This window comes from Croceitalea sp. MTPC5, from assembly GCF_036985505.1.
Classification (GTDB): domain Bacteria; phylum Bacteroidota; class Bacteroidia; order Flavobacteriales; family Flavobacteriaceae; genus Croceitalea.
Genome location: NZ_BTGQ01000001.1, coordinates 903,871 through 919,910 on the forward strand (window position 1 = coordinate 903,871; position 16,040 = coordinate 919,910).

The following is a 16,040-nucleotide window of genomic DNA, read 5'->3' on the forward strand; positions in this document are numbered from 1 at the left end:
GTAAGACCTTTTTGTTTCTATTAACCAAAAACCATCCATTATGCGTAAAATGAAGGCATTAAGTATTGCCTTAACCTTATTTTGCATTCTTTTAAACGCCCAAGCACCCAAAAAACTATCTTCTGCCGAAATTCATCATGAGTTACAAAAACTTAATTTTTTAGGCACCGTCCTATATGTTGCCGCGCATCCTGATGATGAAAATACACGATTGATCTCGTACCTGTCCAACGAAGTAAAAGCAAGAACCGTATATCTTTCGCTTACGCGAGGTGATGGTGGGCAAAATTTGATTGGACCTGAATTGAGGGAGCTTCTTGGGGTTTTAAGAACGCAGGAGTTACTGGCTGCAAGAAGGGTCGACGGAGGGGAACAACGGTTTTCACGCGCCAATGATTTCGGGTTCTCCAAACATCCAGATGAGACATTGCAAATATGGGAGAAGAAGAACGTTTTAAGTGATGTAATATGGAACATTCGACAATTAAGACCAGATGTTATCATCAACAGATTCGATCATAGAAGTCCTGGCACGACACATGGGCACCATACGGCATCGGCAATGCTAAGCCATGAGGCTTTTGACCTAGCCGGTAATCCAAACGCATATCCCGAGCAACTTGGCGCGGTTCAACCCTGGCAGCCTAAAAGGCTTTTTTTCAACACTTCATGGTGGTTTTATGGCAGTCGCGAAAAGTTTGCGCAAGCAGACAAATCGAACCTATTGCAAATGGACACGGGTAAATATTATCCGAAACTCGGTATTTCCAATAATGAAATTGCCTCTCTTGCCAGCAGTCAACACCTCTGCCAAGGATTTGGAAGGGTTTCCACCAGAGGTTCACAAACAGAGTATATCGAATTGCTTAAAGGGGATTTGCCTAATGACAAATCAAACATCTTTGAAGGTATCGATACCACTTGGTCTAGGGTCGAAGGTGGTGGTGCCATCGGTGAAATTCTGACCGGGGTTGAAAAAAACTTTGATTTTAATGATCCAGCGGTACATCTTCCTCAATTGATGGAAGCATATGCGCTCATTCAACAGTTGGAAAATGAGCATTGGAAAAATTTAAAGGCGGAACACCTTAAGGATATCATTTTGGCTTGCTCCGGTATTTTTCTAGAAGCCAATGCCTCAAGCGCCTCCACTACCCCAAATGGGAATGTCAAAGTTGATTTTGAGGTTTTGAATCGCAGCTCAAACCAGATTACACTCAAATCCATTACTATCAACGATGTTAGTGCTTCATTAAAACCAGATTTGGAACTCAAGGACAATGAAAAACATAATTTGGAGCTTACGTTTTCCATACCTTCCGACAAGACCTTCACAAGCCCCTATTGGTTGAATGAAAAGGGTAGTTTGGGCATGTACGAGGTATCGAATAAATCATTGATCGGTAAACCAAGTACCCCTAACGCCTTTCAGGTTGGATTTGAATTGGAATTCAACAATAGTACCCGTATCCGTTTTACCAAACCGTTGATCTATCGCCACTCAAAACCTGATAAAGGTGAATTGCATGAACCCTTTGTAGTTCTCCCAAAAGTTACTTCCAGTTTTGCCGATGATGTTGTCATTTTTGCTGATTCGCAACCCAAACAGATTGCGTTGGCCATACGTGCCGGTACGGATAGTATTTCGGGTACCGCCAGTTTGAACCATCCTGATAGTTGGGAGGTTAAACCTAAATCGATCAACTTTAATATTGCCCAAAAAGGAGCAGTACAAACCGTTTATTTTGAAGTTAGGCCGCCAACCAAGGAAAGTGAGGGATTTATTAGCCCTAAAATTTCGATGTCAGGTAGAACATATGACAAAAAACTCGTTGAAATCATATATGATCATGTTCCAAAACAGTCAATTTTACTTGATAGTGAGGCGAAGGTCGTTCGTTTGAACATCCAAAAAAGCGGTGAGAATATAGGTTACATCGTAGGGGCGGGTGATAAAGTACCCGAAAGTCTAAGGCAGATTGGGTATAACGTTTACCCCATAGACATAGCTACCATTGAAGAAGGCACTTTAGATAAATATGATGGTATCGTTGTGGGTATTCGGGCATACAATGTATTGGACGATTTAAGATTCAAACAACCCATTTTGCTCGACTATGTCAAAAATGGGGGTAATTTGATCGTACAATACAATACCGCTGGTCGCTGGCGACAACAATTCAAGAACATCGCCCCTTATCCATTGACCATCTCAAGGGATAGGGTTACCGACGAAAACGCGAAAGTCGATATCATTGCCAAAAACCACCCCATAGTAAACTCCCCCAATCCTATAACCGAAAAAGACTTTGAGGGTTGGGTACAAGAACGCGGACTATACTTTCCAAATGAATGGGACGCACAATTCACGCCAATACTATCAATGGGTGATAGTGGTGAACCTGCGAAGAAAGGTAGCCTTTTGGTGGCCCCATACGGTAAGGGAAATTACATTTACACCGGGTTGAGTTTTTTCAGGGAGCTTCCAGCTGGTGTTTCGGGGGCCTACAAGCTATTTGCGAATATGCTATCTTTAGGCAAGGATAACGTTGAGAAAGAAAATGAAATCAAAGGATGATACATTGAATAAATTCGTTTGGAAAAAAGAGTATACCATTGTTCTCGTATTGAACACCTTCTATATTCTTCTTTTTCTTTACATCATGAAGGCTAACATCTAGTAAATGGCTGTAATCGACTGGATTATTTTAAGTGGTACATTATTGTTCATTGTTGGCTTCGGTGTCTGGAAAACAAAGGATAACAGAAATGTCGACGACTACGTAAAAGGCGGTAATAACGCGAAATGGTGGACTATTGGGCTCTCCGTTATGGCTACACAAGCCAGTGCGATTACCTTTTTATCCACACCTGGGCAAGCATTCCATGATGGTATGGGCTTTGTTCAATTCTATTTCGGCCTACCGCTGGCTATGATCGTCATCTGTATCGTATTCATACCCATTTATCATAAGCTTAAGGTATTTACCGCATATGAAATGCTCGAAAAAAGGTTTGACTTAAAAACAAGGACCTTGGCTGCGGTCATCTTTTTAGTGCAACGTGGACTCGCGGCAGGTATTACCATATTCGCCCCCTCTATAATTCTCTCTGCAGTATTGGGTTGGGATTTAAGGACCTTGAATATCATCATTGGTTCGCTGGTCATTATCTATACTGTCTCTGGTGGCACAAAGGCCGTTAGCGTTACCCAAAAGCAGCAGATGTTCGTTATTCTTTTCGGAATGTTCTTTACATTCTTTTTTATTTTAGGAAGCCTCCCTAATGATATTTCATTTTCCGAGACCTTAAAAATAGCAGGTGCCAACGGAAAACTAAATATTCTTGATTTTGAATTTGATTGGAACAATCGCTATAATTTTTGGAGCGGTACCCTAGGTGCCTTTTTTCTGTTTATGTCTTATTTTGGGGCAGACCAAAGCCAAGTGCAACGGTATTTGTCGGGTAAATCCATCCGTGAAAGTCAACTCGGATTGATATTCAATGCATTGTTGAAAGTGCCACTTCAATTTTTCATTCTCTTGGTTGGCGTCATGGTTTTTGTCTTTTACCAGTACAACCCCTCACCATTGAATTTCAACCCCGCAGCGACGGAAGCCATTTTGGCCTCTGGACTCGCCGATGACTACACCGCCCTAAAAGAGGATCATCAGAAATTGGAGTTGGAAAAACGGATGGCCCAAAACGACTACGCAAAGGCACTGAAATTAAAGGATTTTGACGCTATCGAACAGGCCAAACTGAATGTGGTCGCGGTAAATAACGAAGAGCGAATGAATCGGGATGCGGCCAAGACCCTTATCAGTGAGGCAGATGAAATCGTTGAGACCAATGATAAAGACTATGTTTTCATACATTTCATACTCAATAACTTGCCAAAAGGTTTGATAGGGCTGCTGCTAGCCGTGATATTATCGGCGGCTATGTCATCTACGGCATCAGAACTTAATGCCCTTGGTACCATAAGTGCTTTAGATCTTTACAAACGCAACAAACAAGGGGAATTTACCCAGAAACATTATGTCACGGCCACTAAATGGTTTACACTGATTTGGGGGGTGATAGCCATAATTATAGCATGCGTTGCCAATCTATTTGACAATTTAATACAGTTGGTAAATATTATTGGGTCAATTTTCTACGGTAATGTCTTGGGGATATTCCTTATTGCGTTTTTTTTAAAGTTCGTCAAGGGAAATGCCGTTTTCATCGCAGCATTGGTTACCCAGGCCATTGTGATTTTAGGATGGCATCAAGACTGGATGTCATATTTATGGCTGAATGCTTTTGGATGCGCATTGGTGGTCGTACTTGCCCTTTTGTTGGAAGTCTTGGATAGGACATTGAAGAACCCACCTCTGAAAACATAAAAAACCCCGACACTTTGGTCAGGGTTCAATCAACATTATTCGGTGTAATCTACAAGGCCCCCCACTCTTTTAGGGAATCTTTGTTCATTTTCACGTAGTCTTGGTTACCGGCCTCCTCAGCACCGGCCAAAGATTTTTTTGCTGTTTCGATAGCGCCTTTTTTATCACCGGCTTTTGCCAAAATCAATGATTGTTGCCTTAATTGCCAGAATCTTGGGTTTTCCGTCATTGCCATGGCCTTGTCCATCCATTCTTTGGCTTTGGTGATGTCTTTCCCCTCAGTGGCATAATACACTGCAGATGCGTAATAATCACCTGCGCTTGGGCCGGCCATTACACGTTCGATGTTCGCAACGACCTCAGTATCGGTACCTACGGTAAAGGGAACGGCGACATAGGTATTCTCCCATATGATACCCAAATTAGCACCTTTATTGGTAACATCATCAATCGTCATGGTAAAGGTCTCTACGGGCATTTCCATGGGCATCGTAGCTACTTTGGTATGGGCAACGACCTTGCTTTCGTCCCATTCCCTCGGAACACCGCCGCCTTGCGTATCTGTATAAAAGAAAACCTCCCATTCTTTCTCTCCCGGTTTTGTAAAAATAGAATACGTTCCAGCTTTGACGGGCTTTTCGCCAATGGTAACATCCTTATTGAAGGTTATCTTGGTATAGGCATTCGCACCCGTTCTCCATAGAGCCCCGAATGGAACCAAATCCCCGTAAATCGTTCTACCTCGCATAGAAGGTCTAGAATAATCAACGGTTACCTCGGTCAAACCGACCGTCTGCCAAATTTTCGCGGCAGGACTCGGTTGCGGGGTCTCAATTTGCCCCATAGCTACAAAAGAAACCATCGCAGCCATCGTAAATACTAGTAATTTTTTCATTATTATAGTGTTTTAATTAGTGATATGCGCGACAAAACTAATTATAAAGCTACAGGTCAAATGTTAACGAATACTTAAAGAATATTCAGTCTTTATAAAATGGGGCGGAGATCGCGCCGTCTACTAAAAAAAAGGTCAGATAATACAACGATTGTCCCAATGTAGAAATATCAATCGGGTCTGTTGTGATTCGTTCAAGGGGTTCATATGAAATCAGTCTGCCAGAACTATCGAAGATACCCATGGCGACAATACCTTCGGTTATATTTAAGTTGTAGTTGAGTTGATTTGAGCCAAAGGTTTTAAAAACTATGAATCCTTCTGGATCCACTTCCGTATCAATAGGGTCTACACCCCCACCTTCCCCTTCTTGCGATTCGTTCAGCAAAAGCGAGAACAGCCTTGAGGCGGTATTCACTATGGGCGGATTTATAAATTCTTCAGAACTGACATAAAAATGGTCAGGTGTAATTAGGGCTAGGGCTTCTACTTGTGCAAAACCAATATCAAGATTCGTTTTTTCTTTTTCCCCTCCAAAAATAGCATCCGGATTGACATCGGCTATAGTTGCAAAAAACGGAACCAAAAATTCAGAATACCCCACGAGAAACAATCGACTACTGGCACTATCGAATACGGCGGCGGTCACAAGTCCATCCACTTGGTAAGTATCCATACGTTCGGCTAAAAATGCACCAGGGATTTTTGGTATGCGATAGGCGACCGTTCCTTTCTGCTGCCATTGTTTGGTAAGTACGATTAAGTCATCTTGAAGGGAAAAAAGGGATTCCGCATCAAAATCACTATCCTCTGTAGTCTCAAAATCCATTTGATCCTCATACATGAAGTTGATCTCTTCGGCTACGACCACATCGGAAAGCCCATAATCCGTTTTAGAGATCTTGAGAATTCGAAGGTCTCGCCTATCACCGCGATTATTACCAAAATCACCGATGTAGATAAAGTCATCATCTTGGGTAAGGTCTTCCCAATCAATATTTTGAACATTTGCTATGGTTACCGTTCTTACGATGGCCAGGGACGTAGTGTCTATTTCATACAACTGAGGAAGATTACCGGAATCATTGTGTGTTATCAATCGACCATTGTAAAAAAGCAGTCCGGAAGTTTCCTTGACCAAAGCTGGAAGTTCACCGATTTGGGTGGTAACCGTTTGCGACCATAAGACGGTCGTAAAAAACATGCCTAGAAAAAAAAGTAACGCTTTCACACTGCCAGTAAATTGTGAAATTAATAAAGAATAAGACGGCTAGGCAATTATTTGGGCAAACAAAAGAAAAATTCGATATACCGTTATCTATTAATTTTTGTTTAACTTTTAATATTTTTTATTCAACAATATTGCTTTTATCTTTGAAAAAACCGTTTCATGAAATTATACCAGCTGAGGGCCAAGCAAGCATTCCCCATTACGAAAGAGAAGGCATGGGAATTTTTATCCGACCCCAAAAACCTTAAGGTGATCACACCGGAACATATGGGGTTTCACATACTTTCAGGGGCCGACAGGCCAATGTATCAAGGGCAACTCATACAATATCGGGTAAGTCCGTTTCCTGGTTTCAAAACCAAATGGGTTTCTGAAATAACGCATGTAAAAGAAGGCGAATATTTTGTTGATGTACAGCTTTTTGGCCCCTATGCGCTTTGGCACCACAAACATTTCATCAACGAAATCGATGGGGGTATTGAAATGGAGGATATTATCGACTACAAGATTCCTTTGGGTATTTTGGGTCAAATTGCCCATCCCCTTATAGTTAAAAAACAATTGCTACGGATTTTTGCTTTTCGTGAGGCGAAGTTGAATAGTATGTTTGGTATACTCCAGGGCTATACAAACAGTTTAAAAATTAAATCAATTTAATACCAATGAAAAACATAGTACTTATAGGAGGCTCTCATGGAATAGGTTTTGAAATGGCAAAAATATTATGTGCCGATCATACCGTTTATGTAGCATCTAGAACAAAAAATGATGACTTTCAGGGGTTGGATGTGGATTATATTCCATTCGATGCGACCACGGACACCTTAGATACCTCAAGATTACCAGATGAAATTCATGGTTTTGCCTATTTACCGGGCAGTATCAATTTAAAACCGTTAAAAATGTTGTCTTTGGACACATTTAGGGAAGAAATGGAATTGAATTTCTTTGCCATGGTCAATGCAGTCAAAACCATCATGCCAAAGATGGCGGAAGGTGCGAGCATGGTATTTTTTAGCACCGTGGCGGTTTCTACCGGTATGCCGTTTCATACAAGCGTCGCTGCCGCAAAAGGGGCCATTGAAGGTTTCGCAAGATCATTGGCAGCAGAGTCGGCTCCAAAAGTTCGGGTTAATTGTGTCGCTCCCTCCCTTGTCGATACCCCTCTGGCAGGTCGCTTATTGAACAATGATAAAAAACGTGAAATGATGGCCGAAAGACACCCATTAAAAAGAGTTGGCACCGCAGCGGATATAGCTAACCTTGCCGTGTTCTTGCTTAGCGACAAAAGCACTTGGGTAACAGGGCAGGTTTTGGGTGTTGATGGTGGAATGTCAACCTTGAACGTTTCATAAATGAAGAACAACATCACTATTTTTTGGTTCCGTCGTGACCTTCGCCTTGAAGACAATGTAGGACTATACCAAGCCCTGAAAGGGGAATATCCCGTATATCCCTTATTCATTTTCGATCCAGGGATTTTGCACAAGCTGCCCAAAAATGATGCTAGGGTCACCTTTATTTTTGAACAACTTCAAAAAATGCGCGATACACTTCAAGATAAAGCCGACAGCTCTTTGGCGCTATTTCATGATACGCCTAAAAAGGTATTTGCTAAGCTGTTGGAAGAATATGAGGTTCAAAATGTGTTTACCAATCATGACTATGAACCTTATGCAAAGGAACGTGACACGGAAATAGAAAACTTTTTGGCGGAAAAAGGTGTTGGTTTCAAAACGTTTAAAGATCAGGTTATTTTTGAAAAAAGTGAAGTTGTCAAAGATGACGGAGATCCCTACGTTGTGTACACCCCCTATAAAAATAAATGGAAGGAACACTTTAACCCTTCAACGGATTTGGTGGACTACGAACCAAAACTTGAGAACTGCGTAAAACACCAACGCCTGCCCAACCTTACCCTAGGCGATATGGATTTTGAGACCTCATCGATAAAGGTACCCGATTATACCATTACCAAAGATTTGGTGGAGAACTATGAGGCTACCCGAAATTATCCTGCAAAAGAGAAGGGTACCTCTCGATTGGGGCCGCACCTGAGATTTGGAACGGTCTCGGTAAGGCAAATGGTCAGAAAGGCAATTAAAGCTGATAATGAGGTGTTTTGGAGCGAATTGATTTGGCGCGAATTCTTCATGCAGATCTTATGGCACTTTCCCCATACGGTTGACAAGGCTTTCCGTTCAAAATATGACCGTATTGAATGGCGAAACGATGAGGGGGAATTTGAAAAATGGAAAAATGGGCAAACAGGGTATGCCCTAGTGGATGCGGGCATGCGTGAACTGAATGAGACCGGGTACATGCATAATCGCGTGCGTATGTTGGTAGCCAGTTTTTTGTGCAAACATCTTCTTATTGATTGGCGGTGGGGCGAAGCATATTTTGCCGAAAAACTTTTGGATTTCGAATTGGCAAGCAATGTGGGCAACTGGCAGTGGGCTGCCGGCAGTGGCGTAGATGCTGCTCCCTATTTCAGAATCTTTAACCCTATGACCCAAGTAGATAAGTTTGACAAACAAAAAGCGTATATCAATAAATGGGTGCCAGAACTGCAAGAACTTACATATCCTGATAAAATGGTAGACCATAAAATGGCCCGTGAACGTTGTTTGAAAGTATATAAAGAAGCTGTGGCATAATGGTCATCGTATGGCTCAAAAGGGATTTGAGACTTTTAGACCACGAACCATTGGTCAAGGCGATTCGCACCCGAGAAAAGGTTTTATTGCTCTATTGTTTTGAACCCCTTTGGATGCAAGATGGGCACTACAGTGAAAAACACATTGACTTTATCAAGCAAAGCCTAGCTGATATGCAGCGGCAATTAAATCCTTTTTCTACCAAGATTGCCATCATACAGGGTGAAATATTAGCCGTTTTACAAAAACTACACTCCCAATTTACTATTCGACAGCTGTTTTCTTATCAAGAAACGGGAATGCTCATGACTTATGATCGTGACAAAACGGTGGCTGAATGGTGTAAAACGGAACAAATTCTTTGGACGGAAAGTATTCAAAATGGGGTTTTAAGGGGTATTCAAAACAGAAAGGCCTGGAAAGACCATTGGGTCGACTTCATCAATAGCCCTATCGACAAACCTCCCATGATTGAGGGAAACTTTCTTTCAATCCAAGAAATCGATGAACACATATTACCGAAATTTACGACAGTTTCCCTCGAAACCCGAACAAACCCGAATATACAAAGGGGAGGTACGACAACAGCCGTAAAATATTTAAACTCATTTTTAGAGCGGCGCATATCAGGCTATAATAAGAACTATTCAAAACCAGCAACCTCAAGACTACACAGCAGCAGGTTATCACCGTATTTGGCATGGGGCAATTTATCTACCCGTCAAGTATGTCAACATGCCGCGAATTACAGAAATAGCGTTAGCAAACGAGAACTCAATGCCTTTCTCTCTCGAATGAGATGGCAGGCACATTTTATCCAAAAATTTGAGATGGAGGGTGAAATGGAATTCAAAAGTATCAATAAAGGTTACCATACCCTACATAAAGAAAGAAGGCCAGACTTGCAAAAAGCTTGGAGGAAGTCAAAAACGGGAATTCCACTGGTAGACGCTGCAATGCGTTGTCTTATATCCACCGGATTCGTGAACTTCAGGCTGCGTGCTATGCTCGCTTCTTTTTTCACCCACTTATTGTGGCAACCCTGGCAAGATTGTACCGAGCACCTTGCCCAACATTTCCTTGATTTTGAACCTGGCATCCATTTTCCACAATTAAATATGCAATCAGGGGAAACTGGGGTAAATACCATACGAATTTATAATCCCGTTAAAAATGGTAAAGAGCACGACCCACAGGGTATTTTTATTAAGAAATGGATTCCAGAACTCTCAAGATTACCGGCAAGTTATATTCATGAACCTTGGAAGATTCCCGAAATGGAAGGGGTCTTTTTAAATTTTCAACTCGAAAGGGACTATCCAAAACCTATCGTCGATATCGATAGGATGAGAAAATATGCCAGCGAAATGTTATATACCTTTAAAAAGGAACAAAAAACCAAAAAAGAAAGTTCACGGATTATTAAAAAACATACGCTTCCGGGGAGGCCGGTTTGGGACCAACAGATTTAATCAGACATCACTATGATAATTTATTGCCGCAACGAGCGGTCAAGTTTATACCAACTTTAAGTATCTTTAGAATGCCTATAACCATCATTTAAACAAGCATTATGAAAAAAAACCTCAGCATCCTTATTTTGTTATGTGCAACCCTATCGGTAAGCTCACAAAAACTGAATTCGAATAAGAAGGCGGTCATTGCTTCAGTAGAGAAGCACAAAGAAAAACTTATCAAGATCAGTGATTCTATCTGGGCACTGGCAGAAACCGCCTTCAATGAAAGTGAATCTTCGAAAATTTTAGCTGATTACGCAGAAAAAAATGGTTTAAAGGTAACTCGAGGGGTTGCAGATATTCCTACTGCGTTTACCGCTACTTACGGGTCGGGAAGTCCCGTTATCAGTATTTTAGGCGAGTTTGACGCCTTGCCTGGCTTATCTCAGAAAGCAAGTCCGACAAAAGAACCCCTTGAACCGGATGCAGCAGGACATGGTTGTGGACATAATATGTTCGGAACTGCCAGCCTAGGTTCGGCAATTGCCATCAAAGAATTGATGGACGCCGGAAAAATAAAGGGGACGGTCAAATTTTTGGGTACACCGGCAGAAGAAAAGTACTTTGCCAAGGTTTGGATGGTCAAAGCGGGGCTTTGGGATGACGTGGACGTCAATATTAGTTGGCACCCCAGCGCGGGTATAGAGGCTGATGTTCAAAGCGGCCTCTCACTAATAGATTTTATAGTGGAATTCTATGGTCAGGCCGCACACGCTTCAGCGGATCCCTGGAATGGGCGAAGTGCATCAGATGCTTTAGAACTGTATACCACGGGCATCAATTATTACCGAGAGCACATTTTGCCAAGTTCGCGAATCCATTATCATATTCAAGATGGCGGACAAGTTGTGAATGTGGTACCGGATTATTCAAAACTATGGGTCAGGGTCCGCGATCCAAAACGCAAGGTAATGCTACCCACTTACGAAAGGTTGAAAGCCATGGCAGAAGGAGCTGCGATAATGGCTAACGTCGATTATAAAATTTCATTGGTCTCTGGTATCTATGAGACATTGGTCAATCGAACCGGTGGTGCAATAATGCAGCAAAACCTCGAGTTGTTAGGGCCTATCAGTTACACAACCGAAGAAACCACATTCGGCAAGGCCATTCAAAAGGCAACGGGCAAGCCCGAAGTCGGTATGGATAGCAGTATTTATCCCTTACGGGAAACCGAAAAAACACCTGGTGGCGGCTCAACCGATGTTGGTGACGTAAGTTGGAATGTACCGAACATCAATTTAGGGGTGACCGTTGCACCAAAAGGTACCCCATGGCACTCTTGGGCCGTAGTGGCCTGTGGGGGTATGAGTATTGGTCATAAGGGAATGGTCTATGCCTCAAAAGCAATGGCCATGACGATGGTAGATCTATTCGAAGACCAAAAGCTAATCGATAAGGTGACCGAAGAGTTTAAGACAAGAAAAGGCGATGAAGTATATGAGCCAATGATTGACGGACCTCCACCGATTGGGGATAACTGAAAAAAAGAATTGCTATGTTCGGATTATTTAAAAAGAAAACAGAAGTAGAGAAATTACAGGAGAAGTATCAAAAACTCATGAAAGAAGCTTTTGATCTTTCTAAGATCAATAGAAGCGAAAGTGACAGCAAGTATGCTGAGGCAGATGACATACAGAAACAAATCGATGCGTTACAGAATCCTTAGAGGTATTTTGAAGTTGGTGACAATATGAAATCGGTCTTATCATCGGTGCAGTGAATAAGGGGGTCTGGATTTTAGTCCCGGACCCTTTATTAAAAATGGCATGATGTAACTTTATGGTAAAATTATAAGTCATGAATGACCCCGTATTACAAACCTACCCTTTGGGTTTTCCGTGGCAAACCCAAGACCCGTTTTTATTCTGTGTATACCATTTAGACCATTATCCAAAGGGCAATGGCGAGATGGGACCAGATTCCAAACTTTTAGAGGGCAGAAATATCGGGAACGACTTTACCCTGAAAGATGGATGGAGAATGTATCATGGCAGCACCATTCCCGGGTTTCCATACCATCCACATCGTGGGTTTGAGACCATAACAATCGTAAACAAAGGTTTTTGTGATCATTCAGATTCGTTAGGGGCCGCAGGGCGTTTCGGTGAGGGGGACGTACAATGGATGACCGCTGGTCGCGGTGTACAACATTCAGAAATGTTTCCGCTACTTCATGATGACAAAGAAAATACATTGGAACTTTTTCAAATATGGTTGAACCTACCCAAAGCCGACAAGTTTGTGGACCCCTATTTTAAAATGCTTTGGCATGAAGACATTCCCGTAGTACAAGAAGAAAATGCTATAGTGAAAGTAATTGCCGGAAACTACAAAGGAAATCAAGCGAACCATCCGGCTCCAGATTCTTGGGCGGCCAAAAAAGAGAATGAAGTGGCCATTTGGAACCTTCATGTAGATGCAGAAACCATGTTTACACTTCCAAAAGCAGGGGCTGCAGTATCACGAACACTCTATTTTTATGAAGGTTCAGAAATCCATTTTGGGGATAAAAAAGTGAATCGAAGTTTTGGGATTGTATTGGATGCTTCGCAAGACATTGTTTTTAAAGTAGGTAAGCAACCTGCCCATTTTTTGATGCTTCAGGGCAAACCTATCGCCGAGCCCGTAGCCAAATACGGTCCGTTTGTCATGAATACCGATGAAGAGATCCAACAAGCTATGGACGAATACCGGTTGACGCAATTTGGGGGCTGGCCTTGGCCCCACCCTGATCATGTTCATGAAAAGGAAAAAGGTAGGTTTGCCAAGTATCCCGATGGAAAAATAATCATAAAATGAACTATTTCGACAATTTAAGATTTTACAAGCTTCTTAAATCAAAGCAACTAAGAAAATAGTTGCCTTAATCACATTGGACTTAGTTGTATTGAAAAACGGTAGTGTGAACACACTTTAGGTGACCTCAGACCCATACTAAATTCAAAAAAGTACCGATCACGTAACAAAACCCTTGCTATCACGTCTTAAAAGGGAGAATAATAAAAGTCATTACTTACTAGAACCAGTTTCTTTTATTTTGTGGCAAGCACTATGATTTCAACATTTGACCATATTCATTTAAAGAAAGGACAGTATCTAGCCCCTGACTATCAAGTTACAGACTTTGAAGAGGTCTCAGTTGGAATTACAAATTATAATACTGTCACGGAAACCGGGGTTTGGCATTCGCATGAAAAACCGATGATCAGTTTTGTGTTATATGGAAACAATACCGAATTCAGAAAAGGAAATAGCACGAAAAGAGTGGCCGGTTCGGTTAATTTTTATCATTCCCATGAACCGCATCGAAATGTATACAACTGTTTTCCGTCAAAACACATCAGCCTGGAATTGGATCCCCAATTCTTAGAAAGATATGGTTATATCGAGGCTGATATTGACCTAGCCGTAAAAAAGGGCCATGAACCGATTTTTACCTTTATAAAGGTAATGAGTGAAGCATTGCTTAACGATATGCAATCTAAAGATGTGATAGAAATGCTCTTCGTCGCATTTGTCGAAAATTCCCTTAATTTAAAAAAAGAGGATCTCTTACCGCATTGGGCAATATCGGTTCGAGAATTATTGAATGATAGGTGGAACGAAAATATTTCCCTGCAGGAGTTGGCCACTAACGTAGGGGTTCACCCTACTACCATTTCCAAACATTTCAGAAAGTACTTTCAATGTACTATGGGCGAATACACGAGAAAGCTGAAAGTTAAGAAGGCAATCGACTTGTTACATACCTCTAAACATTCCCTAACTGAGATAGCTTATATCTGTGGCTTTTCGGATCAAAGCCATTTTATTAGAATATTCAAGTCCATGACGGGCTATTTGCCTAGAACTTACCTCAAACTCTAATTTTAAAGGCAAATTTGGTTCTATTCCAGAAATAATATCCACACTTTCTTTGCCCCAACAATGTATAAATAGAACAAATGACTTTTTTGAAATGTAATCCGCACATGGCCCTCGTGGGTATTTTAGCTGCGCTATGTATGACGGATTGTAAATCTGAGGATAAACAAGAGGTCCGTCAACAAAGCCAAATAACTAATTTTAATCAAAAATGGGTCGCCGAATTTATCGAAGCATACCAAGCCCTAAATCAAAAACCGACATTGGAAGCAGCTGAACTGCTATTCGAAGCTACGGAGTCCATGCCGATTAAAAATTGGGATAATTATTTTATGATAGCAACGGTCTTTGCCGCTAATAATGAAAATGATAAAGCATTTCTAGCCCTCAACAAGGCAATAGCAAACGGACTGCGGGATTCCATTTTATTGGTTACCTATCCCCAATTAGCCCCTCTAAGGGATGATAGTAGTTGGAACGGAGTCATAGCTAACTTTACAAAATCAAAAGCAGCCTATAACCGAACGATTGAAAATCCTGACTTGCTCAAAACGTTAGAGGATATGTGGGCAAAAGATCAACTAGCTTTATCAGAATATCAAGAGGCTATTCAATCTTTGCCCGAAAGTGCTGGTTATGAGTATTATGACAAGCTTTTTGAACCCGTTGAAATTCGATGGGAAATCAATAAAAACAAGCTGGATAGCATTATCCAAATTTATGGCTGGCCCGGTAATCGTTTGGTCGGTGCAGAGGGTGCAAAACTAGCCTGGGCCATACCGCAACATCACCCAGACGTCTTTTTCAAAGAAAAATGCCTCAAATTATTAGAAAGGGCAATTCAAAAAAAGGATGTCGACCCAAACCATTACGCCGAATTACATGATAGGATCGCCCGCGAAACATGGCGCAAACAGACCTATGGGGCAAGTATGGGGGAAAAAGCACCATATCCCATACAAGACCCGGTTACCGTAAACAAAAGAAGAAGTATACTTGGGCTTGCAGAGCCAATTGAAATCTATGCCCTATACCATAATATCAACTACAATACACCAAGTGTGCAACAGGCTGAAGAGGGGCTGCGCATAGCCCAGGAAAAGGCTCAATATCACTATGCAAAATTTGAAAAATTTTGGAACAAAAAGCAAATTGATTCTGCCAATAACAGTATCGCAAGTGCCATTCGTTTTTACGGTGATATCGATGATGAACAGTTGTTCGCGGCAGCATTGAAATTGGCACAATTGGAAAACGACCGCTCAAAACGCATCAGCATTAAAATACTAAAGGTCCTGATTTGGCGAAAATGGGAGAAGAGGGAAAGCATTTTAACCAAAAAAGAATTCAAATCCCTACATGACGGCCCTGAATGGCTAGCTATTAAACAACTTCTTTCGAGAAGTAAGGCATAAGAAAGGGTAAACAAGTACATCTTCAAGCTTAAAAGCTTAGCAAATAAAATTTAATATCTTTAAG

General features: G+C 41.5%; 13 protein-coding genes. 11 read left to right on the plus strand and 2 right to left on the minus strand.

Translation table 11 applies throughout. The annotated features are described in order from the left end of the window. Positions 1 to 40: 40 nt before the first annotated feature. Together AACM45_RS04135 and AACM45_RS04140 are read left to right on the plus strand one after the other, a co-directional pair. Positions 41 to 2,578, plus strand: coding sequence for a PIG-L family deacetylase (locus tag AACM45_RS04135; protein WP_339140956.1), 2,538 nt, complete (start codon positions 41 to 43; stop codon positions 2,576 to 2,578). A 106-nt stretch (positions 2,579 to 2,684) separates the two neighbouring features. Next, positions 2,685 to 4,391 (plus strand): sodium:solute symporter, encoded by a 1,707-nt coding sequence (locus AACM45_RS04140; protein ID WP_339140957.1) that lies wholly within the window; start codon positions 2,685 to 2,687, stop codon positions 4,389 to 4,391. A 49-nt stretch (positions 4,392 to 4,440) separates the two neighbouring features. On the opposite strand, the gene AACM45_RS04145 is transcribed toward AACM45_RS04140, so the two are convergent. Both AACM45_RS04145 and AACM45_RS04150 read right to left on the minus strand, forming a co-directional pair. After that, complete coding sequence (locus AACM45_RS04145) at positions 4,441 to 5,286, minus strand: DUF2911 domain-containing protein (protein WP_339140959.1); 846 nt, start codon at positions 5,284 to 5,286, stop codon at positions 4,441 to 4,443. Positions 5,287 to 5,371: 85 nt separating this feature from the next. Beyond that, positions 5,372 to 6,517, minus strand: a complete 1,146-nt coding sequence (locus AACM45_RS04150) for a T9SS C-terminal target domain-containing protein (protein WP_339140960.1) — start codon at positions 6,515 to 6,517, stop codon at positions 5,372 to 5,374. A gap of 159 nt (positions 6,518 to 6,676) precedes the next feature. Between AACM45_RS04150 and AACM45_RS04155 the strand changes: the two genes are divergently transcribed. The 9 genes from AACM45_RS04155 to AACM45_RS04195 all read left to right on the plus strand — a co-directional run bounded on the left by AACM45_RS04155 (position 6,677) and on the right by AACM45_RS04195 (position 15,976). After that, entirely contained in the window at positions 6,677 to 7,174 is a 498-nt protein-coding gene (locus AACM45_RS04155) for an SRPBCC family protein (RefSeq protein WP_339140961.1), read from the plus strand. A gap of 5 nt (positions 7,175 to 7,179) precedes the next feature. After that, on the plus strand, positions 7,180 to 7,872 hold the full coding sequence (locus AACM45_RS04160; protein WP_339140962.1) for an SDR family NAD(P)-dependent oxidoreductase: 693 nt from the start codon (positions 7,180 to 7,182) through the stop codon (positions 7,870 to 7,872). Then, on the plus strand, positions 7,873 to 9,177 hold the full coding sequence (locus AACM45_RS04165; RefSeq protein ID WP_339140963.1) for a cryptochrome/photolyase family protein: 1,305 nt from the start codon (positions 7,873 to 7,875) through the stop codon (positions 9,175 to 9,177). It begins immediately after the preceding gene. Beyond that, the gene (locus AACM45_RS04170; RefSeq protein ID WP_339140964.1) at positions 9,177 to 10,649 is read left to right on the plus strand and encodes a cryptochrome/deoxyribodipyrimidine photo-lyase family protein; all 1,473 of its coding nucleotides are present in this window, start codon (positions 9,177 to 9,179) and stop codon (positions 10,647 to 10,649) included. The genes AACM45_RS04165 and AACM45_RS04170 overlap by 1 nt, the downstream gene beginning before the upstream one ends. Positions 10,650 to 10,750: 101 nt before the next feature. Then, complete coding sequence (locus tag AACM45_RS04175) at positions 10,751 to 12,178, plus strand: amidohydrolase (RefSeq protein WP_339140965.1); 1,428 nt, start codon at positions 10,751 to 10,753, stop codon at positions 12,176 to 12,178. Positions 12,179 to 12,192: 14 nt separating this feature from the next. Continuing rightward, positions 12,193 to 12,363, plus strand: a complete 171-nt coding sequence (locus AACM45_RS04180; RefSeq protein ID WP_339140966.1) for a Lacal_2735 family protein — start codon at positions 12,193 to 12,195, stop codon at positions 12,361 to 12,363. A 131-nt stretch (positions 12,364 to 12,494) separates the two neighbouring features. Continuing rightward, entirely contained in the window at positions 12,495 to 13,496 is a 1,002-nt protein-coding gene (locus tag AACM45_RS04185) for a pirin family protein (RefSeq protein ID WP_339140968.1), read from the plus strand. A gap of 252 nt (positions 13,497 to 13,748) precedes the next feature. Further along, positions 13,749 to 14,564 (plus strand): helix-turn-helix domain-containing protein, encoded by an 816-nt coding sequence (locus AACM45_RS04190; protein ID WP_339140970.1) that lies wholly within the window; start codon positions 13,749 to 13,751, stop codon positions 14,562 to 14,564. A 77-nt stretch (positions 14,565 to 14,641) separates the two neighbouring features. Continuing rightward, positions 14,642 to 15,976, plus strand: coding sequence for a DUF6624 domain-containing protein (locus AACM45_RS04195; RefSeq protein ID WP_339140972.1), 1,335 nt, complete (start codon positions 14,642 to 14,644; stop codon positions 15,974 to 15,976). The last annotated feature ends 64 nt before the right edge of the window (positions 15,977 to 16,040 follow it).

Coding starts and splice junctions, on each gene's coding strand:
- AACM45_RS04135 (WP_339140956.1), top strand. CDS start 41: ATGCGTAAAATGAAGGCATTAAGTATTGCCTTAACCTTATTTTGCATT.
- AACM45_RS04140 (WP_339140957.1), top strand. CDS start 2,685: ATGGCTGTAATCGACTGGATTATTTTAAGTGGTACATTATTGTTCATT.
- AACM45_RS04145 (WP_339140959.1), bottom strand. CDS start 5,286: ATGAAAAAATTACTAGTATTTACGATGGCTGCGATGGTTTCTTTTGTA.
- AACM45_RS04155 (WP_339140961.1), top strand. CDS start 6,677: ATGAAATTATACCAGCTGAGGGCCAAGCAAGCATTCCCCATTACGAAA.
- AACM45_RS04160 (WP_339140962.1), top strand. CDS start 7,180: ATGAAAAACATAGTACTTATAGGAGGCTCTCATGGAATAGGTTTTGAA.
- AACM45_RS04165 (WP_339140963.1), top strand. CDS start 7,873: ATGAAGAACAACATCACTATTTTTTGGTTCCGTCGTGACCTTCGCCTT.
- AACM45_RS04170 (WP_339140964.1), top strand. CDS start 9,177: ATGGTCATCGTATGGCTCAAAAGGGATTTGAGACTTTTAGACCACGAA.
- AACM45_RS04175 (WP_339140965.1), top strand. CDS start 10,751: ATGAAAAAAAACCTCAGCATCCTTATTTTGTTATGTGCAACCCTATCG.
- AACM45_RS04180 (WP_339140966.1), top strand. CDS start 12,193: ATGTTCGGATTATTTAAAAAGAAAACAGAAGTAGAGAAATTACAGGAG.
- AACM45_RS04185 (WP_339140968.1), top strand. CDS start 12,495: ATGAATGACCCCGTATTACAAACCTACCCTTTGGGTTTTCCGTGGCAA.
- AACM45_RS04190 (WP_339140970.1), top strand. CDS start 13,749: ATGATTTCAACATTTGACCATATTCATTTAAAGAAAGGACAGTATCTA.
- AACM45_RS04195 (WP_339140972.1), top strand. CDS start 14,642: ATGACTTTTTTGAAATGTAATCCGCACATGGCCCTCGTGGGTATTTTA.